Origin of the sequence: Polynucleobacter sp. AM-25C3 (assembly GCF_018882335.1) — a bacterium.
Lineage (GTDB): Bacteria > Pseudomonadota > Gammaproteobacteria > Burkholderiales > Burkholderiaceae > Polynucleobacter.
On sequence record NZ_JACVOS010000002.1, the window covers coordinates 53,640 to 73,780 of the forward strand.

Annotated in this window: 18 protein-coding genes; 12 read left to right on the forward strand and 6 right to left on the reverse strand. The window is 47.5% G+C overall.

The features are described 5' to 3' along the window. Positions 1-3: 3 nt before the first annotated feature. From nuoN to ICN12_RS01485, 7 genes are all read left to right on the forward strand, one after another. The gene (nuoN, locus tag ICN12_RS01455) at positions 4-1,509 is read left to right on the forward strand and encodes an NADH-quinone oxidoreductase subunit NuoN (protein ID WP_216270311.1); all 1,506 of its coding nucleotides are present in this window, start codon (positions 4-6) and stop codon (positions 1,507-1,509) included. 106 nt (positions 1,510-1,615) lie between these two features. Next, positions 1,616-2,218 (forward strand): NUDIX domain-containing protein, encoded by a 603-nt coding sequence (locus ICN12_RS01460; protein ID WP_216270312.1) that lies wholly within the window; start codon positions 1,616-1,618, stop codon positions 2,216-2,218. 61 nt (positions 2,219-2,279) lie between these two features. Then, positions 2,280-2,807, forward strand: coding sequence for a DUF1178 family protein (locus ICN12_RS01465; protein WP_216270313.1), 528 nt, complete (start codon positions 2,280-2,282; stop codon positions 2,805-2,807). An 81-nt stretch (positions 2,808-2,888) separates the two neighbouring features. Further along, a complete protein-coding gene (locus ICN12_RS01470) occupies positions 2,889-3,641 on the forward strand; it encodes a transporter substrate-binding domain-containing protein (RefSeq protein ID WP_216270314.1) in 753 nt (250 codons plus the stop codon). Between the two features lie 47 nt (positions 3,642-3,688). Next, entirely contained in the window at positions 3,689-4,342 is a 654-nt protein-coding gene (locus ICN12_RS01475) for an amino acid ABC transporter permease (protein ID WP_216270315.1), read from the forward strand. Between the two features lie 34 nt (positions 4,343-4,376). Continuing rightward, complete coding sequence (locus ICN12_RS01480; protein WP_216270316.1) at positions 4,377-5,108, forward strand: amino acid ABC transporter ATP-binding protein; 732 nt, start codon at positions 4,377-4,379, stop codon at positions 5,106-5,108. Further along, a complete protein-coding gene (locus ICN12_RS01485; RefSeq protein WP_216270317.1) occupies positions 5,108-5,773 on the forward strand; it encodes an amino acid ABC transporter permease in 666 nt (221 codons plus the stop codon). Before ICN12_RS01480 ends, ICN12_RS01485 begins: the two co-directional genes overlap by 1 nt. A gap of 92 nt (positions 5,774-5,865) precedes the next feature. Here the strand turns inward: ICN12_RS01485 and ICN12_RS01490 are convergent, their stop codons facing one another. Further along, complete coding sequence (locus ICN12_RS01490; RefSeq protein WP_216270318.1) at positions 5,866-7,386, reverse strand: CoA-acylating methylmalonate-semialdehyde dehydrogenase; 1,521 nt, start codon at positions 7,384-7,386, stop codon at positions 5,866-5,868. Between the two features lie 152 nt (positions 7,387-7,538). On the opposite strand from ICN12_RS01490, the gene ICN12_RS01495 reads away from it, so the two are divergent. Then, the gene (locus ICN12_RS01495; RefSeq protein ID WP_216270319.1) at positions 7,539-8,660 is read left to right on the forward strand and encodes an NADH:flavin oxidoreductase/NADH oxidase; all 1,122 of its coding nucleotides are present in this window, start codon (positions 7,539-7,541) and stop codon (positions 8,658-8,660) included. 53 nt (positions 8,661-8,713) lie between these two features. Then, on the forward strand, positions 8,714-9,373 hold the full coding sequence (locus ICN12_RS01500) for a SprT family zinc-dependent metalloprotease (RefSeq protein WP_215334803.1): 660 nt from the start codon (positions 8,714-8,716) through the stop codon (positions 9,371-9,373). A 13-nt stretch (positions 9,374-9,386) separates the two neighbouring features. Here the strand turns inward: ICN12_RS01500 and dnaQ are convergent, their stop codons facing one another. From dnaQ to ICN12_RS01525, 5 genes are all read right to left on the reverse strand, one after another. Beyond that, positions 9,387-10,097 (reverse strand): DNA polymerase III subunit epsilon, encoded by a 711-nt coding sequence (gene dnaQ / locus ICN12_RS01505; protein WP_216270320.1) that lies wholly within the window; start codon positions 10,095-10,097, stop codon positions 9,387-9,389. Continuing rightward, the gene (locus ICN12_RS01510) at positions 10,097-13,195 is read right to left on the reverse strand and encodes an efflux RND transporter permease subunit (protein WP_216270321.1); all 3,099 of its coding nucleotides are present in this window, start codon (positions 13,193-13,195) and stop codon (positions 10,097-10,099) included. Before ICN12_RS01510 ends, dnaQ begins: the two co-directional genes overlap by 1 nt. After that, positions 13,192-14,502, reverse strand: coding sequence for an efflux RND transporter periplasmic adaptor subunit (locus ICN12_RS01515; protein ID WP_216270322.1), 1,311 nt, complete (start codon positions 14,500-14,502; stop codon positions 13,192-13,194). The genes ICN12_RS01510 and ICN12_RS01515 overlap by 4 nt, the downstream gene beginning before the upstream one ends. Positions 14,503-14,618: 116 nt before the next feature. Next, positions 14,619-15,074, reverse strand: a complete 456-nt coding sequence (rnhA, locus tag ICN12_RS01520; protein WP_216270323.1) for a ribonuclease HI — start codon at positions 15,072-15,074, stop codon at positions 14,619-14,621. A gap of 4 nt (positions 15,075-15,078) precedes the next feature. Beyond that, positions 15,079-15,864, reverse strand: a complete 786-nt coding sequence (locus ICN12_RS01525; RefSeq protein WP_255537635.1) for a class I SAM-dependent methyltransferase — start codon at positions 15,862-15,864, stop codon at positions 15,079-15,081. A 36-nt stretch (positions 15,865-15,900) separates the two neighbouring features. On the opposite strand from ICN12_RS01525, the gene gloB reads away from it, so the two are divergent. The 3 genes from gloB to ICN12_RS01540 are packed head-to-tail and all read left to right on the forward strand — an operon-like array spanning position 15,901 to position 20,038. After that, entirely contained in the window at positions 15,901-16,710 is an 810-nt protein-coding gene (gene gloB, locus ICN12_RS01530) for a hydroxyacylglutathione hydrolase (protein WP_216270325.1), read from the forward strand. Beyond that, on the forward strand, positions 16,710-18,119 hold the full coding sequence (locus tag ICN12_RS01535; RefSeq protein ID WP_216270326.1) for a transglycosylase SLT domain-containing protein: 1,410 nt from the start codon (positions 16,710-16,712) through the stop codon (positions 18,117-18,119). Before gloB ends, ICN12_RS01535 begins: the two co-directional genes overlap by 1 nt. 35 nt (positions 18,120-18,154) lie before the next feature. Then, positions 18,155-20,038 carry a propionate--CoA ligase gene (locus tag ICN12_RS01540; RefSeq protein ID WP_216270327.1) on the forward strand — a complete coding sequence of 628 codons (1,884 nt, stop codon included), beginning with the start codon at positions 18,155-18,157 and terminating at the stop codon, positions 20,036-20,038. The last annotated feature ends 103 nt before the right edge of the window (positions 20,039-20,141 follow it).

A 20,141-nucleotide genomic window follows, 5' to 3' on the forward strand; every position in this document is an offset into this window, starting at 1 on the left:
CTAATGCAAGCATTTGACCTATACGCCGTCCTGCCGGAACTCGTTTTACTCGTAGCTACCTGCTTCTTGTTGGTGGCAAGCGTTTATGTTCCTGAGCGTCAGCCATCCACGCCTGGAGTAGAGCAGGATATTTTCCATACGCCACGTGGTGTTGGCTTTGTTTATTTCTTCTCCATCATTTTGTTAGCTTATTTGATTCTTGCATTTGTGGGCCGCATGGGGGATGTTTCTGTTGTGGCCATGAATGGCTTATTTCAGTCTGATCCAATTTCAAATCTGCTAAAGGCGTGCTCATGTGGTGCGGTGTTGGTGAGTTTGGTGTATTCAAAGCAATATCTCACTGATCGTGCTTTGTTCCGCCCAGACTTTATTGTCTTGGCTTTGCTTGCCTTGTTGGGACAGTGCGTATTGATCTCTGGTGCAAATCTTCTCACTCTCTACCTGGGTCTTGAGTTGATGGCTTTGCCTACTTATGCTTTAGTAGCGATGCGCCATAACAGCGAGAAGAGTGTTGAAGCGGGTATTAAGTACTTCATTCTTGGCGCCTTAGCGTCTGGTTTCTTGCTCTACGGCATGTCGATGTTGTATGGCGTTACTGGCTCACTTGATTTAATTGAAATCTTCAGAACAGTTGCTGACCCTCGCGTGAACCATTTAGTCATGGCGTTTGGCTTGGTATTTATTGTTTCTGGTCTGGCATTTAAGTTGGGCGTTGTGCCGTTTCATATGTGGGTTCCAGATGTGTACCAGGGCGCACCAACGGCTGTCACCTTAATGATTGCAGCGGCGCCGAAGTTGGCTGCCTTCGCATTGTTATTCCGTTTATTGGTGAACACCTTATTGCCTTTAATGGGTGACTGGCAGCCGATGTTGGTCTTGTTGGCAGTCTTATCTTTAGTTGTTGGTAACGTGACTGCGATTGCTCAAACCAATGTGAAGCGGATGTTGGCTTACTCAGCGATTGCACAAATGGGCTTTGTATTGCTGGGCATGTTGTCGGTATTTGATGATCATGCCTTTAGTGCTTCGATGTTCTACGCCATCACTTATGTGTTGACTACATTAGGAAGCTTCGGCCTCTTGATGATGTTGTCCCGTAAAGGCCATGATTGCGAAACCATTGATGATCTCAAGGGTTTAAATAAACGCCATCCATGGTTTGCTTTTATTGGCTTAGTGATGATGTTCTCTTTGGCAGGTATTCCGCCAACAGTAGGCTTTGCGGCTAAGCTAGGGGTACTCGAAGCCTTGGTTGATGGCGAACATACATTCTTGGCTATTATTGCTGTAATTGCTTCATTAATTGGCGCGTTCTACTACCTTAGAGTCGTTAAGGTCATGTACTTTGATGAGCCTAAGGCAGAGCATGCTGTTGAGATTTCAGGATCTGGATTTGCCCGCGGTCTCTTGAGTCTGAATGCTGTTTTTGTATTGGCATTGGGAATCTTCCCTGCAGGCTTGATGGCAGTGTGCCTTGATGCGATGCGTCGTACTTTATTGGGTTCCTAGGGAATCAAATGATCATGGTGGTGATGAAGGGCTCCGAATAGGAGCCTTTTTCATTTCTGTCATCCGAGTTTTGTAAGATGGCTATTCAATATACGAAAGAAGCGTAATGACTGAAAAATCGTTTGCAGACCTACCAACTGGCGATGCCCACTTAATGGAAGAGCGCTTGTCTGGTGAAGACATCTATGGCGGCATCTTTCTGAATATGAAGCGGGATCAAGTTAGCCTGCCCGATGGCAATCAAGCAGTTCGGGAATATCTTACCCATCCAGGCGCAGTCGCTATTTTGGCTATCTTAGATGATGGCAGGGTACTCATGGAGCGCCAATATCGCTACCCAATTGCAAAGGCCTGTCTCGAGATTCCGGCGGGGAAGTTAGATCCTAAAGAGGATCACCTGGTATGCGCGCAGCGTGAGCTGGCTGAGGAGACTGGCTACTCCGCAAGTAAGTGGAGTTTCATTCGCCGTATTCATCCAGTGATCTCTTATTCGACAGAATTTATTGATATCTACTTGGCTGAGGGCTTGGTCTCCGGGAAAAGCCACTTGGATGAGGAAGAGTTTTTGGATGTCTTTGCCGCCCCTTTAGAGCAGCTTTTGGAATGGGTAGAGCAGGGCGAGATTACCGATGTTAAGACGACGATTGCGGCCTATTGGCTGGATCGATATCGCCGTGGCTTAGTGAGTCCTGTGCCCATCACAGGCTAATTCAATAAACCTATTAAAATAGGGCTATTGAATTTAGTAGTTTTGCCCCTATATAGGTCTTATGAAAGTTTACAACCTCGCTTGCCCACTAGATCATCGCTTTGAAGGGTGGTTTGCCTCTGAAGAGGATTGCCTTGCTCAGCAAGACAAGGGAATGCTTGCGTGCCCCATTTGCGATAGCACTGAGATTACCCGTATGCCATCGGCTCCACATATTGCTAAATCGGGCTCCAATAAAGAGCTATCTACATCGACAGAGCTTACCGTTACCCATACTGCAAGCACCGACAACAGTGGTGTTACTGGCTCGATCAGCGGCGATGTTGTTGCTCTGACTGGTGGTGACCATTCTCAACTGGAGGCTCAGGTGCAAGCTGCCTTTTTAAAGGGTATGCGTGAGTTAATGGGGCGATCCGAGGATGTCGGGAACTCCTTTGCTGAAGAGGCTCGCAAAATTCACTATAAAGAATCTCCTGAGCGGAGTATTCGTGGTCAAACCACTTTAGACGAAGCTGAGGCTTTGCGCGAAGAGGGAATTGAGGTCATGGCGATGCCCATGATGCCCGCCTTCAAAAACACCCTGCAGTAGCCAGCTTTCCCCTAATTCCCCTATACTTGGTGGGCGCCCAGAGTCTGGGTATTACCATTCATTAGGATAGGAGAATTACCCATGAAACGCTTTTTTCTGGCATTGTTTGCCGCTGTTCTAGCGCTCACCATTGTGGCTTGCTCCAAATCCCCAGATTCAAAAGAAATTAAAGTTGCCGTTTCACCCGCATCTCCACCAATGTTGTTCGATGACAAAGGGCAGATCGTTGGTGTAGATATGGATATTTTCCAAGGCTACTGCCAATCCCGTGGCTGCACGCTTAAAGTGACGCCGTATGATTGGGCCGGCATGTTGGGCGCAGTATCTAGTGGTCAGGCTGATGTTGCTTTCTCAGGAATTTCAATTACTGATAAGCGTAAAGAGGTGATGGATTTTTCTCAGCCGTACTATGACAACGCTTGGCACCTTGTCAGCATGAAAAATAAAAATATTCAAATTACCGATTTGAACCAACTTAAAAAGTACTCGATTGGCTACCCGCGTGGTATGGCTTACGATGACCTGATTAAGAATGAGTTGGAGCCAAAAGGGTACTACTCATTGAGCAAGGTGAAGCTCTATCCTTCGTATGCCGAAGTGATCACTGATCTACAGAATGGTAATTTAGACTTGGCATTTATTGAAGAGCCAGTATTTCTGAATTATGAAAATAAATTGAAATTACCGATTCAGAGTAGTTATGTATTCAAAGGTTTCGACAAGCTAGGCTTTGCTTTTGCTAAGGGCTCTAAGTTGCGCGATGACTTTGATAAATACCTCAATGAGCTTGGCCCAGAAAAAATTAAAGCCATTCTTGATAAGTGGATGAAGTAAGTTCATCAAGTTATCGCATTCGTAAACAGTAGTCGAAAGCCTGCCCTGTGAATTTTCTGGATATTCTTGCCCAGTTAGCTCAGGGCATTTCTTATACGGTTCTAGTAACACTGGTTTGCTCACTAACTGGCCTAGTGGTGGGCTTGTTCTTAGCAAGCCTGCGTCGCCTTGATATCCCTTGGCTTATTCCTATAATTGACTGCTACACCTATGTGTTTAGAGGGGTGCCGGTCCTTGTGTTGCTATTCATGGTGTATTTTGGTTTGCCGGGTATTGGGTTCAAGGTTCCACCCTTAATGGCAATGGCGCTTAGTTTGGGTCTGGTTGCCTCGGCTTATTTGGCGGAGGTATTTCGGGGTGCATTTAACTCAGTTGATCCAGCGGAAGTGATTGCCGCCCAAGCCATGGGCATGACTCGCGTCCAGGTACTGCGATTTATCGAGCTGCCACAAATGTTGCGGTTCTCGGTTCCCGGTATGGTCAATGAGTTCACCTCAGTACTCAAATACTCGCCATTTGCTTATACCGTGGGTATTCCAGAAATCACCAAGCAGGCCATGACGCTGACCTCAACTACCCTGCGTGGAATAGAAGTGTATTTGGCAGTTGGCATCCTTTACTTTGTGATTTACCGGGTTTGCTTGATTGGGGTTCAATTGTTAAGTAAACGCTACCAAATTCCAGGAATGAGTCCAGCATGAGTATCAATATTTCATTATCCAAAGAGGTTGGTACGTGGCATTAATTCAAGTGAGAGATTTGGTTAAAGAGTTTGATGGACAGACTGTTTTGTCTAACATTAATCTTGACCTGAAGGAGGGTGATGTCCGCGTATTGATGGGCGCATCTGGCTCAGGCAAGTCCACTTTATTACGCTGCCTCAATCGCCTAGTTGAGCCCACCTCTGGATCGATTGTTTTTAGGGGTAAAGAAGTATTAGGCCCCAATGTGGATGTGAGGGAGTTGCGTAAGCAAATTGGTTTTGTGTTTCAGCAGTTTGCTTTGTATAGTCATCTCACTGTATTGGATAACGTCTCATTGGGCTTGCGCAAGCTACACAAGATGGGTAAAGCGGAGGCTAAAGAAAAAGCCTTGTTTGAGTTATCCCATTTTGAGATGACGCCCCATCAGGATAAGTATCCCTCGCAGCTTTCTGGAGGGCAGAAGCAGCGGGTCGCTATTGCTCGTGCACTGGCCATGGATCCAGCAGTCCTAGTTCTGGATGAGCCAACCTCAGCACTTGATCCAGTCATGTCTAGGGATGTAGCGGATCTGATCAATCGCTTGCACAGTGAAGGCATTACGATGATCTGCGTCACGCATGATCTAAACTTGGCTCGTAATATTGCTGATACCGTGATGTTCTTGGACCGCGGCGTGATTCGTGCTGATGATCGCATTGATGTGCTGAGCAAGCATACTGATCCAGAGATTAAAGCCTTCTTTGGTTCTGAGGTAAAAGCCTGATGGGCGGATGGCCATCCTTTATTCGGGATCTCACAGAGCAGATGCCCATGATTTTGGCAGGGCTAGTCAACACTCTGCAATTGGCTGGCTTGATTAGTGTTTCCGGGTTGCTACTAGGAATTGTGGTGTTTTATCTCACGCTTAGCAAAAATAAGTACGTTCGCAGCGGCATCAATTCTTATATTTCCTTCTTTATTGGAATGCCCTTAATTGTTTTATTGTTCTTGATGTATTACGGCTTGCCTCAGTGGGGTGTGCGACTTTCTCCATTCACGGTTGCCTTCATTGGCTTTACATTTAATGTGGCTGCGTATAACGCAGCGTATTTGAAAACCGCATTTAATGGTTTGGATAAGAGTCAACTTGAGGCAGCTAGTGCGCAAGGGTTTAATCCTTTGCAGATTTTTCAACTCATTACCTTGCCTCAGGTGATTCGGCTTTCGATTCCAGCGCTTACCAATCAGGTTATTGCCAATCTCAAAGATAGCTCTGTTGCCTTCTTGATTCAGTACACCGAGTTCTTTGCACGCGTACAAGAGTTGGCCGCTACGAACTTCCAGTTCTTCAAGGCTTATTTATTAGCTGCCCTGGTTTATCTGGCTTTGGTGTCAGTGATTGTGCTATTTGCCCGTGCAATCGAAAGGCGTTACGTCATTCCTGCTTAAGAGACAACTTTCAGTTTTATTGCTTAAGAATAAAAAAATAGCGACCCGTAGGCCGCTATTTTTATTTGCAGATTTCTTCTGCTTACTACTAATTACTTCGAAGTCGGCATTACAAACTCTGCACCTTTAGCAATGCTTTCAGGCCAGCGCTGCATCACACTCTTTTGCTTGGTATAGAAGCGCACGCCTTCTTTGCCATAGGCATGCATATCGCCAAAGAGGGATTTCTTCCAACCGCCAAAACCATGCCAAGCCATTGGTACTGGAATAGGTACGTTAATACCGACCATGCCAACTTGAACACGGCGCGCAAATTCACGGGCAATGTTACCGTCGCTAGTAAAGCAAGCAACGCCATTACCAAACTCACAAGCATTGACCAAATTGAGGGCGTCGGTAAAGTTTGCCACGCGTAAGCAAGACAGTACTGGGCCAAAGATTTCCTCTAGGTAGATCTTCATATCAGGGGTAACGCCGTCAAAGAGGGTGCCACCAATAAAGAAGCCATCTTCATGGCCTGCTACCTTTAAGCCGCGACCGTCTACTAATAACTTGGCACCAGAGGCTACGCCACTCTCAATATAGCCAGTAATACGCTCTAGAGCCGCTTTAGTGACAATAGGACCCATTTCAGCATCGAGTTCCATACCGTTTTTCACCTTGAGAGTCTTAGTGCGCTCAATCAGCTTTGGCATGATTTTTTCTGCAACATCACCAACCAGCACGGCAACAGAGATTGCCATGCAACGCTCACCAGCTGAGCCGTAAGCTGCGCCAATCAAAGCATCAATTGTTTTATCGATATCAGCATCAGGCATGATGACCATGTGGTTCTTAGCGCCACCTAATGCTTGGGAGCGCTTACCAAAGTGAGCACAACGCTCATAAATGTAGTTTGCAATCGGGGTAGATCCCACAAAGCTCACAGCTTTGACATCTGGGTTCTCAATTAAGGCATCCACCGCTTCTTTATCGCCTTGAACGACGTTAAATACGCCATCAGGCAAGCCTGCTTCTTTTAAAAGCTTGGCCATAAACAGGGATGCCGATGGATCGGTTGGACTTGGCTTGAGAATGAAGGTGTTGCCGCAAGCAATAGCCATTGGGAACATCCACATTGGCACCATGACTGGGAAGTTAAATGGTGTGACGCCAGCAACAACGCCTAAAGGTTGGCGCATCACCCAGTTATCAATATCGGTAGACACTTGCTCGGTGTAGTCACCTTTGAGAAGTTCTGGAATGCCAGTAGCAAATTCAACAATATCAATACCGCGGGTGACTTCGCCCTGGGCATCGGTAAACACCTTGCCGTGCTCAGCGGTAATCATGGCGGCCAATTCATCGCGATTAGCGTTCAGGAGTTCAAGATACTTAAACATGATGCGCGCACGGCGCAGGGGAGGAGTCTGACTCCAGGACTGAAATGCAGTTTGGGCTACTGCTACCGCGTCATCAACCTCTTTGCGGCTGGCTAAGGCGACACGTCTTGCAAGCGCTCCTGTAGAGGGGTTAAACACATCGGCAAAGCGACCATCCTTAGGATTGACAACTTTACCGCCAACAAAGTGGCCAACATCTTCTTTTGATACAAAGGCTTGTGGTGCGTTCATAGTATTTAGCTTAATATTTTTTTACTAGTTTTAGGTGTAATAAAAATTGTCCGGGGCATTACCCCCGCAACTTTATGGTCTCGTTTATCCTACTCTTTCTATTTTATAGCTTTCACTACTTTTATGCTTTTTAGCACCCCAAAGGGTCTTCTATGAGTCTTTTATTCTCCAGCTTCACGCTAAGCTCTCCCAAGGGCCCCTTAGCCCTCTCTAATCGCATTGTGGTGGCGCCCATGTGTCAGTACTCGGCGGTCAATGGCGAAGCCCAGGATTGGCATCTGATGCACTGGGGCAATCTTCTGAATAGCGGGGCTGGACTTTTCATTATTGAGGCTACTGGCGTAACGCCAGAAGGGCGCATTACGCCTGCCTGCCTTGGATTATGGGATGACCGCACTGAATCTGCTTTAAAGGATAAGCTCACTAGAGCACGCAAGCTGGCACCGGCTACACCGGTGTTTATTCAGCTGGCCCATGCAGGTCGTAAAGCGTCTAGTGCGACCCCTTGGAATGGCGGTCAATTACTAGCAGCTGAGCAAGGTGGCTGGGAGATGATTGCTCCTTCAGCAATTCCGCAATTAGACGGTGAGCGATTGCCGCATGAGCTGTCTAAGGCTGAGTTAAAAGACTTAATTGCAGCATTCGTAGCCGCAGCCCAACGTGCTGATCGGATTGGTATTGATGGGGTCGAATTGCATGGCGCTCATGGATATCTATTGCATCAATTTTTATCGCCGATAGCCAATCAGCGTACTGATGAATATGGCGGCTCTTATGAAAACCGTATTCGTTTTCCATTGGAGCTGTTTGCAGCAGTACGCGAAGCGTATCAAGGGGCATTGGGCATTCGCATTTCTGCGAGTGATTGGATTGAGGGCGGCTGGACTCCTGAAGAGACGGCGGACTTTGCATCGCGTCTGAAGCCACTCGGATGTGATTTTGTGCATATTTCGTCTGGCGGGATTTCTCCGCTGCAAAAAATTGCAATTGGGCCAAACTATCAGGTGCCATTTGCCAAGATCGTAAAAGATCGGTCTGGCATTCCGACGATGACAGTTGGTTTAATTACCGAACCCCAGCAAGCGGAAGATATTTTGCAGGCTGGTGACGCTGATTTAATTGCCTTGGCCCGTGCATTTTTATATAAGCCACGGTGGGCTTGGGAAGCGGCTGCAGCTTTAGGTGGAACCGTTCCATCCAATGAGCGCTACTGGCGCTGTTTACCACGTGAGGCCCAAACCATTTTTGGTGATGTCAAAGTAGGGCAGCGATAATAGAGTCTTACCCAGTATTAAGCCTCCGAACTAAAAACATAAATGAGTAATTGATGAAGCAACACTCCGTAAGAGAATCTTGGTTAGAAGACGCCGTAAGACATTTAGAGCCCGTGTTTTCCAAAGCAGGTTATGCCATTCCACCAGTGAGAGTATCTTGTGGCTTTCCAGCCTCCAGCAGTCCCAGAACGACGCTAGGGCAATGTTGGCCACGTGAGCGCTCCGGCGGTGGTGTCAATGAGATCTTTATATCTCCCAAGTTGGATGACCCAGTTCAATTGCTAGATACCTTGGTGCATGAGCTTTGTCATGCAGTAGATGATTGCTTTAGTGGTCACGGTGAAGACTTTAAGGGGATTGCTCAGACTGTTGGTTTAGAGGGACCCGCCAGAATGGCACATGCCACCGAAGAGTTGATGGTGCGTTTAATGATGATTAGCCAAGAGCTTGGTCCTTACCCCCATCAAGCGATTGTTTTTCCACCGCCAAGACCGAGCAATGCCAGTCGTAATAAAGCAAAGTGTGCTCAGTGTGGATATGAGGTCACATTACTGAAAAAGTGGGCTACTTACGGCGCACCCATTTGTCCCAAGGACAATATTCGGATGCAAGAAGCGGTAATTGAAACAATTGAAAATACAACCGAGCACGATACTGAATCTGTTACAGGTTCCAAGCCTAAGGCAGATGAGATCCGCCGCGCCATTAGCTAAGGATTAATCCTGCTTAACCGGTAACACTAGAAGGACTCCATACGGGGTCCTTTTTGCTGGCCTTAGCAATCTCAGCCAAAATCTTTTCATGTAACTGGCAGTCTTCATCGCTTGCTGTCACGAGCTTGAGATTCGTTGGCAAGGCTTTCATTTGCCCAGAAGCATCAGTGCCAACTGTGTAGTCAATCAGATCTATTGATAAGTCTTCTTGCCCGCGCGTCATAGCTACATAAACTTCAGCTAATAACTGGGCATCGAGTAAAGCGCCGTGCAAGGTACGATGCTGATTGCTGATTGCAAATCGTTCGCAGAGTGCATCAAGAGAATTGCGCTTGCCCGGGAACATTTGACGCGCATCTAAGAGGGTGTCGGTAATTTTTGAAGCAAGACCCCTAAAAGCGGGGCGCTTTAGTAAAGTAAACTCGTTATCCAAGAAGCCCAAGTCAAACGCTGCGTTATGAATCACCACCTCAGCACCGTCAACGAATTCAATCAACTCTTCAACGATATTGGCAAAGACGGGTTTGTCTGACAAAAATTCACGAGAGAGGCCGTGAACTGCAAAAGCCCCCGCATCAATATCTCGCTCAGGATTAATGTAGTAATGAAAGGTGCGATCAGTGAGGCGGCGCCCCACCATTTCAACGCAACCGATTTCAATAATACGATCGCCCGTAGCAGGATTAAGACCAGTGGTTTCGGTATCGAGAATAACTTGACGCATTAGGTGCCTTCCAATACGGATGGGGGGATTTCCATGGGACCAGTACCTGCATATTTATCTAAATACAGGTAGATCACAGGAGTAATGATGAGGGTCACAAATTGCGAGAAGATTAAACCGCCTGCTACGCTAATGCCTAATGGTTGGCGCAGCTCAGCGCCAGCGCCCAAACCAAAGGCGATCGGTAAGGCGCCCATAAGCGCTGCGATGGTTGTCATCATGATGGGGCGGAAGCGCAAGATACAAGCCTCGCGGATAGCCTTCTCTGGTGACAGGCCTTGTTTGCGTTGCGCATCCAAAGCAAAGTCGATCATCAAAATTGCATTCTTTTTGACGATACCAATGAGTAATAGGATGCCAATTGACGCAACAATGGTTAATTCAAAGCCGAAGATCCGTAAGGATAAGATTGCGCCAATCGCAGCAGAAGGAAGGCCGGCCAAAATAGTGAGGGGGTGGATATAGCTCTCATAGAGCACTCCCAGCAAAATATAAATGACGCCTAAGGCTGCCAAGATCAAAATAATTTGCCCTGACTGATTGTCTTTAAACACGGCAGCATCACCACCATAGCTGGTAATAATTGACGGAGGCAAACCTACTTCTTTTACAAAGCCATCAATGGCTTTAGTGGCATTCCCCAAGAAAATATCTGGAGCCAAGTTAAATGAAATCGTTACCGCCGGAATTTGCCCTTGATGGTTTACTGCAGTAGGGCCAATCGTGCGCACAAAGCTTGCCAGACTCGATAGGGGTATTAATTTATCCGTAGCGCGACCTCGGACATAGACTTTATTTAAATCCGTTTCAAACTGACGGTCATTTTCAGCGGTTTCTAGAATGACGTAATAGGTATTAACCGGTGTGTAGATGGTGGATACCTGGCGCTCGCCAAAGGAGTTGTAGAGGGCGTTACGTATGTCAGCAATCGTGACGCCGGCACTAGCAGCTTGTTCGCGATTAATCTCGATTTTGACATTCAGGCCCTTGAGCTGAGAGTCGCTGGTCACATCGCGGAAGATCGGATCAGCACGCATTTTTTGAGTTAACTTTTCAGCCCACTCATTCACACCTTCAAAGCCAACGCTCTGCAAAGTAAATTGATAGCGACTCTTACTACTGCGGCCACCGAGTTGTAAATTTTGAACGGGTCGCATGTATACCTGTAGCCCTGGGATCTCTTTGAACTTAATTCGCAAGCCCTCAATGACCTTAGCCATTTTTTCGCGGTCGCCCTTAGGTTTGAGAATGATGAAGAAGCGACCCGTATTTCTTCCGGCGCTTTGACCGCCACCCAAAATGGAGATCGAAGTGGCTACATTGGGATCGTTATTGACGATCTCCGCTGCTCGATCTTGAAGTTCGAGCATAGACTTAAAGGAAGTATCTTCTGCAGCCTCGGTGGTTGCCGTGATTTGACCAATATCCTCTTCTGGAAAAAAGCCTTTTGGGCTGTAGGCAAAAAGAGCAATCGTGACGAAGAAGGAAGCAACGGCACCCCACAACACTTTCTTGCGATTGGCCAATGCCAGATCCAAGTAATGAATATAGGTTTTTAGAGTGTAATCAAATACGCGATCGAACTTTTTCGTGATGGCATATTCTTTTGGATGATCGCCAGGCTTGGGCAAAAAGCGGCTACATAGCAATGGCACCACGGTAAGCGAGACAACTGCTGATACCAAAATAGAGAGTGACACTACCACTGCAAACTCTCTAAAGAGAAGGCCAATTGGGCCCGCCATAAAGAAGAGGGGAATGAACACCGCAACCAAAGAGATCGAAATGGAGATAATCGTGAAGCCAACCTCTTTGCTGCCTTTGAGGGAAGCTTTGAGGGGGTCCATGCCTTGCTCGATGTAGCGCATGATGTTTTCAAGCACCACGATAGCATCGTCCACCACCAGGCCGACGGCAAGGGTAATTCCCAAGAGGGAGATGTTATCTAAGCTGTAGCCTAAAAAGTAGAGCAAGAAGAAGGCGCCAATCAGTGAGATGGGCAAACTCACTGAGGGGATGAGTGTTGCGGAAAGGCGCTTGAGAAACAAGAAGATAACTAAGACTACCAAAAGGATGGTGAGAGCTAACGTTAAATTAACATCATGAATCGCCTCAACGATCGATAGGGATCGGTCATTGATTAATGTCAGCTGAATCGATGCTGGCATTTGCTCTTTAAATGTTGGGAGTAATTTTTTAACTGCTGCTACAACATCAACGGTATTGGCATTAGGCTGGCGCATGATGCCAATCGCGATTGAGCGTTCACCACCTGCAGTAGCAAAAGTCTTTACATCCTCAAAGCTTTCTTGCACATCCGCTACATCTCTGAGATAGACGGGTAGGCCATTACGTTGGGCAATGACCAGGTTGCCAAACTCATCTGCTTTGACTAGCTGAGGGTTGGCGTAAATCGTGATGAGTTGGCGTGGCCCATCCAAGGTACCTACCGGACTATTCGTATTGGCCTTATTAATTGCGAGCGCCAACTCTTCCATGGTGATATTGCGATTTCCCAAAGCATCTGGGCGCACGCTGACGCGAACAGCATAGCGTTTAGCGCCATATACCAAGACTTGCGATACACCAGTGATGGTCGATAGTGAGGGTGCCAATAAGTTTTCTGCATACGCATTAATCTCAGACAGACTCATGGACGGTGAACTCATGCGAATCACGAGTACTGCTGTATCTGCAGGATTAATCTTGCGGTAGGACGGCGGTACCGTCATTTCAATTGGGAGTCGTCTCTGGGCACGCAAGAGGGCGGCTTGAACATCAACAGCTGCCTTATCAATATCCCGATCATTTGTGAACTCTAGGGTGATGTTAGTCGAGCCTAGGGTGTTGGTCGAGCTAATAACCTTAATGCCATCAATCGTGGAGAATTCTTTTTCTAGTGGAAGTGCCACAGAAGACGCCATGTTTTCTGGGGCAGCTCCAGGCAAGCTGGCGCTGACAGAAATAATTGGCGTATTAAAGCTGGGAAGTGCAGCAACGGGAATCTTAAAATAAGCAACAGTGCCGGCAACTACTGTTGCAATGGACAGCAGTACCGTCATGACGGGCCGTCTAATACATAGCTCAGAAAGCGTCATTTTTTCTCGGGGGCCGGAGCCGCTGCTTTAGCTGGAGCGGACGCAGAAGTTTGTTGCTTTGCTTCCCGGATCTTGCCGCCAGGCCGCAAGTTTTGCTTACCCTCAACAACAACGCGAGAGCCGGATTCAATGTCGCTTATTACGGAAGTGCCCTGATACTCATAGATCACTTTGATGGGTTTTGCTTGCACCTTGTCATCCTTATCTACAACATAGATCAGGCGCCCTTTAGGGCTGATAACGATTGCTTCCGATGGTACTGCAATAGCATCTTTAAGGGTATTTGCATTTAATGAGACTCGGGCAAATTGACCAGGTAACAAGGCCATCTTCTCATTTGGTATTTGAGCGCGCACACGCACTGCTGCAATGCTGGGATCCACCTGGTTATCAATGACAAGCACTTCGCCTTCATAAACCGCTTTGGCGTCATTGCCAACGCTCACCTTTACCTTGAGCGGTGAGTCTGCCTGCTTACCTTCCATCAATAAAGGGATGTCTTTCTCAGGTACAACAAACTGAACATTGATGGGATTTAACTGGGTAATAGTCACCATCGATCCAACGCTAGAAGTTGCTGTAGAGCTGGTGGCAGTAGTGACTACGTTGCTGGCTTGCACCAGTGATCCTGGGAAGACGTTGATGATGCCAGCTCGACCTGCAATAGGGGAGCGGATGGAGTCGTAGGAGAGCTGAACCTCTGCTGAACGAGCCGCCGCTTGTGCCGATTTGGCATTGGCTAAGGAGGTTTCTAGACCTGCTTTAGAAATAAAGTTCTTGGCGACCAATTCTTTGGCGCGTAAGTATTGTTTCTGGGCATCATCTGCCAAGGCTTTTAATTTTTCGTAGTTAGCGCGATCGTTGCGATCATCAAGGGTAAACAGGAGTTCACCTTCTTTGACTTCTTGCCCATCTTTGATGTGGATGGTTTTGACCGTATTGGTAGTCATTGGCCTGATATCCACAATACTGCTGGAGATGATCGTGCCAGTAGCCTCAATAATTAAAGGAATATCTTTCTTCTCCACAAGGACACTGGTGATGGTTTGTGGACCACCTGCTTTACTGCTAGCAGGGAAGAAGTATTCAACTGCTTTGGATCCGGCGTACAAAACGACCAGCACCAACAAAATCCGCCACTTGTATTTGATGGTGAATGCTTTAGCAGTGGGGTAGTCTAATTTCTTGAGCCTATCTAAATATGGAGAAGCTTTTCGCCATAGAGCGCATAAGCGAGTCTTTACCGAATTTTTAAGTAAGGGTAACTTGGCGACTGCTTTATCGAGTGCAGATTCAATTTTTGACACGGTCTCGGCGTTTTTCTTGGTTTTATATGGGTTTAGCGGTGAATTCTGTACCAGCTTTGAATGCGTTCATTCTCTCATAAGACCGCTAAATACGGGCTTGAAGGCATCCCTCAGGCTTAGGGCAGAAATTCCTCGACACCCTTGTTTGCCAGGAGGTCAGCAAGCTCATTTCCGGGATGGCCGTTGTGCCCGCGCACCCAATGCCAAGAGATCTTGTGGTCTGGGATTAAGGCGTCTAATTCTTGCCATAAATCGGCATTTTTGACGGGATCCTTGCTGGCAGTCTTCCAGCCTCTTTTTTTCCAGCCCTCCAGCCACTCAGTTACCCCTTTTTGAACATACTGCGAGTCAGTCCAGAGCTCTACAGAGCTGGTTTGTTTGAGGGCTCGCAGCGCATGTATAACCGCGCTGATCTCCATCCGGTTATTGGTGGTGTGCTTGGCACCCCCATGCAAATGCTTTTCATGACCGCCCGAGCGAAGGACGGCGCCCCAGCCGCCAGGACCGGGATTGCCTTTGCAGGCGCCATCGGTATAAATGACGATATGGGGGAGTGTTTTAGTGTGAGGCATGGCGTTAATTTACTTGGTCTTGGCTGTTTGCCAAATTCTGTCGGCTTTCAGCCGCTGGACTTAATTGGGTAATGGCCGGGATACGCAGGCCCTGAACCTGCCCTATGAGGCGAATACCTTGTTGACGTTTAATGGCCGAAACCAAGAAAACAGCCCCAAAAATAGGCCACCAGCGATTGCCTGCAGGCTCCATGAAATCCATTCTGGCCATGCCCGACTCTCCGCTAAGTGGGAGTTTGTAGCAACCAAAGTGCCCGCGATCCAGAGAAAAGTTCAGAAGCTGTAGCCAGTCTTTAATTCTGAGAAGACCAATAAATTGCCCATCTCTCGGCAAATACGGACTGCCAATCAATCTACTGAGATATTGGCGCATACCCCAAAGGCTAGCTGGGTTAAAACCCGAAATAATCAAGCGACCCTCAGGACGAAGAACGCGCTCAGCTTCTCGCAAAATTTGATGGGGGTCGGCCGCAAATTCCAAGACATGTGGCAGCACCAATAAATCAATCGTTTCCGAGGCAAAGGGTAGTTCATTTGAATTGCCTTCAATTTGGTGCCAGTTAAATCTCTGGGCATCCTTTTGACGGTCATTGGAATGAATTAATAGGGCATGCAATGGCATGCGGTTTTCTGCCAAGGTATTGATTTGTGGCAAACCAATTTGCACAGCATAAAAACCAAAGACATCGGCCACGATTTGATTGAAGCATTTTTGCTCCCAAGCAAGGACATAGCGCCCTGGAGGGGACTGGAGCCACTTTTCCCATGAACTCCATGGTGGTGCGGGCATCTGGGATGGGGAGGGTGGGGTTGGTATCATCGGTATATGGTGAAGAATACTTTATTGCAGGTTTGGCCGATACCGGCATTTGATGACAATTACATCTGGTGTATTCATGATGGTCAATCTGCCTTGATCGTGGATCCGGGTGATGCTACCCCCGTATTGCAGTATCTCGAACAAAAAAAGCTGACTTTGACGGGTATTTTAGTTACTCATCATCACGCCGACCATACTGGCGGCATCCTTGCTTTATTGCAGGCTCATGGCTCAGGCATCCCCGTTTATGGGCCTGCCACGATCGATATCCCGGGCCGCACTAATGCCATGCTGGAGGGTGACAAGATTGAAGTGTCTGCGCCCCGTATTAGCCTTGAGGTGTACGAAGTCCCGGGACATACCTTAAGCCACATCGCTTACTTTGCGAACATGCAAGCCAATGTAGTGGAGCCCATGTTGTTCTGTGGTGATACCTTGTTTGCTTCTGGTTGCGGCCGCTTATTTGAAGGTACCCCAACGCAGATGAGCCAGTCCTTGGACAAGTTCATTGCCTTGCCAAAAAATACGCTGGTGTATTGCACCCATGAATACACCTTATCAAATATCCGGTTTGCTTTGGCGGTTGAGCCTAATAATGCGAATCTCATTACTTGGGCACAAACTGCTAAAGCCTTGCGTGATCAACATCTACCTACCTTGCCAACGACTATTGGACAAGAATTGCAAGTCAACCCTTTTATGCGCTGCGATCAGAAGGCTGTGATGGATGCAGCAATGGAAGTGTCAGGTGAAAAATTACTGCCAACGCCGGCTCATGTCTTGGCAGTGATTCGGGCTTGGAAGGATCGATTCTGATGTTGTGGCGCTATGCGGCGATATTGCTGATTGCCGCGCTCTCTGGATGCGCGAGCACTGGGGACTGGTCTTCCGATACTCCGACTCGTAAAGATCCGCGTGCTGTTAAAGCAAAGCGGGTGAATTTACAGAATCAATCTGTAAGCGATTTATATACTCCATCGAGCAACCTGTGGATCCGAATTCGGGATGGCTTTGAGATGGAGCCGATGAATACGCCGCTCGAAATCGAGCAGGTACGTTGGCTGAGTGCTCGCCCAGATTACGTCAATCGTTCGATGGCTCGCTCATCTCGCTACCTGTTTTATATCGTACAAGAAGTGAATACGCGCAATATGCCAACGGAGATCGCTTTGCTTCCGTTTGTCGAAAGCGCATTCGTGACGCACGCCAAATCTAGTGCAAAGGCCATGGGCTTATGGCAATTTATGCCGGCGACCGGAAAAGATTTTCGCTTAACGCAAAACGTTTTCAGGGATGAGCGCAGGGATGTACTGCAATCCACTGATGCAGCGCTGGATTATTTGCAGCGTCTGCATAAACAATTCGGTAGCTGGGATCTTGCTTTAGCTGCATACAACTGGGGCGCGGGTAATGTCTCCAAAGCACAGAAGCGAAATCTTGCCGCAGGACTGCCAACGGATTATTTAAGTCTCAAAATGCCCAATGAGACTCGAAACTATGTGCCTAAGCTCATGGCATATCGGCAGATTGTTTTAGATCCCCAGGCCTACGGCATTGTGTTGCCTGAGCTGGAGAATCACCCCTACTTTGTGGCGGTAGACGTAGGGTCCGATATTGATGTGGCCTTGGTGATTCAGTTGAGTGAAATTCCTGAGGATGAGTTTCATAGCCTGAACCCATCCTTTAACAAGCCAGTTATCCTGAGTAACGCTAACCAGCAGATTTTGCTGCCATTTGGTCACGCAGAAATCTTCCAGGCAAATCTCAAGAAGTACAACAAACCTCTTTCCTCTTGGGCGGCTGTCCAAGTAACCAAAACTGAGTCTGTTGATCAGTGCGCCAAGACGCTTGGCGTTGATGCTGACACCTTGCGGGAAATCAATGGTATTCCAAAAGGAATGCGCATTCGTTCTGGGTCTACTGTGCTAGTACCAAAAACCAGCCGCCGTCCCGGGGATATCTCGCTAGCGATGGCTGAAAATGCCAATCTCAGTTTGGATAAGCCTGCACCTCCGGCGCCTAAAAAATGTGCAAAAGGGGCTAAATGCCCCGTTGTGAAATCAAAAAAAGGGGTGACTAAGGGTAATTCTTCTGCAAATAATGCTGCATCTCAGCATAAATCCGCATCGACAGAGCTTGCAAAATCTGCGAAAAATGTTAATGCGAAAGCATCTAGCCCGACTGCCAAGGTTTCAAATAGCAAAGGTGCTAGCAAGATTCAATAAGCCCAGACACTTTAATTTACTTATTTAGGTTGACCATGTCCTATAAATCAGAACACGAACGCTCCATTAAAGATCCAGATGGTTTCTGGGGAGAGCAGGCAAAACTTATTCATTGGGAAAAGCCTTTTAATAAGGTTCTAGATTATGCAAACCCTCCGTTTGCTAAATGGTTTGAAGGTGGTCTAACTAATCTTTGTTACAACGCGGTCGATCGTCATCTCAAGGATCGTCCTGATCAAATTGCCCTTGTTGCTGTTTCAACGGAAACCAATTTAGAAAAAGCCTACACATTCAAAGAGCTCTACGAAGAAGTCAATCGTATGGCTGCAATCTACAAGGCTAATGGTGTTCAAAAGGGCGATCGCGTATTGATCTACATGCCGATGATTGCTGAGGCTTGCTTTGCAATGTTGGCTTGTGCGCGTATCGGTGCCATTCACTCAGTTGTGTTTGGTGGCTTCGCTTCACACAGCTTGGCATCTCGTATTGATGATGCAAAACCAAAAATGATTGTGACTGCAGAAGCGGGCGCTCGTGGCGGTAAAGCGGTTCCTTACAAGCCATTGCTAGATGAAGCAATTACTCTGGCTAGTTACAAGCCTGAAAAAGTATTGATCGTCAATCGCGGTTTGACTGAGTTCACTACCGTTGCTGGCCGTGATTTGGATTACGCTGCTGAGCGTCAAAAACACCTCAATGATTTAGTTCCGATTGAGTGGGTTGATGCCACTCATACCTCTTACATCCTTTACACCTCAGGTACTACTGGCAAGCCGAAGGGTGTGCAGCGTGATACCGGTGGTTATGCAGTTGCGCTGGCTTCAACGATGAAGCACATCTTCTGCGGTAATCCTGGTGAAACGATGTTCTGTACCTCAGACATCGGTTGGGTGGTAGGTCACAGCTACATTATTTATGCACCATTGCTTAACGGCATGGCCACCATCATGTATGAAGGTACACCACTGCGTCCTGATGCCGGCATTTGGTGGGAGTTGGTAGAGAAGTACAAAGTGTCAGTCATGTTCTCTGCTCCAACTGCAGTTCGCGTTCTTAAGAAACAAGACCCGGCCTTCTTAACCAAATACGATCTCTCTAGCTTGCGTGCCTTGTTCTTGGCGGGAGAGCCATTAGATGAGCCGACAGCGACATGGATTCATGATGCGATTAAGAAACCGATCGTGGATAACTACTGGCAAACCGAAACAGGCTGGCCAATGCTCGCGATTCAGCGTGGTGTAGAAGTGATGCCGCATAAGTTTGGCTCACCTGGCGTTCCTTCCTTTGGCTACAACATGAAGTTGTTAGATGATGCGACTTCGGAAGAATTGGGCCCAGATCAAAAAGGTGTGATTGCGATTGAAGGTCCTTTGCCTCCAGGTTGTATGCAAACTGTTTGGGGTGATGACAAGCGTTTCGTCAGCACCTATTGGGAGACTATTCCCGGCAAGATGATTTACTCCACCTTTGACTGGGGCATTAAGGACGAAGATGGTTACTTCTTCATCTTGGGTCGCACCGATGACGTGATTAACGTTGCCGGTCACCGTTTAGGCACTCGCGAGATCGAGGAAAGTATCTCTAGTCATCCAAACATCTCCGAAGTAGCGGTGGTGGGTATTGAGGACAAGCTCAAAGGCCAAGCGGCTATTGCTTTCGTGATTCCAAAGGATTCTTCGAATACAGCTACTTTGGAAGCAGAGTGCATGAAGACCGTGGACACTACATTGGGCGCGATTGCTCGTCCAGGTCGCGTTTATGTGGTCACTGCCTTGCCTAAGACCCGTTCTGGCAAGATCGTTCGCCGTGCACTTCAAGCCGTTGCTGAAGGGCGCGATCCTGGTGACATTAGCACCATGGAAGATCAAACTGTTTTGGCTCAAATTAAGACCATCATCGAGCAAAGCGCGAAGTCTTAAGCTAGCTCAGTATTAGTAAAAATAAGCCCCTCAGTATTAAGACTGAGGGGCTTATTACCTTCTAAGCCCAATTGGCTGGGAATCCAAGGGTTTATACGCAAAA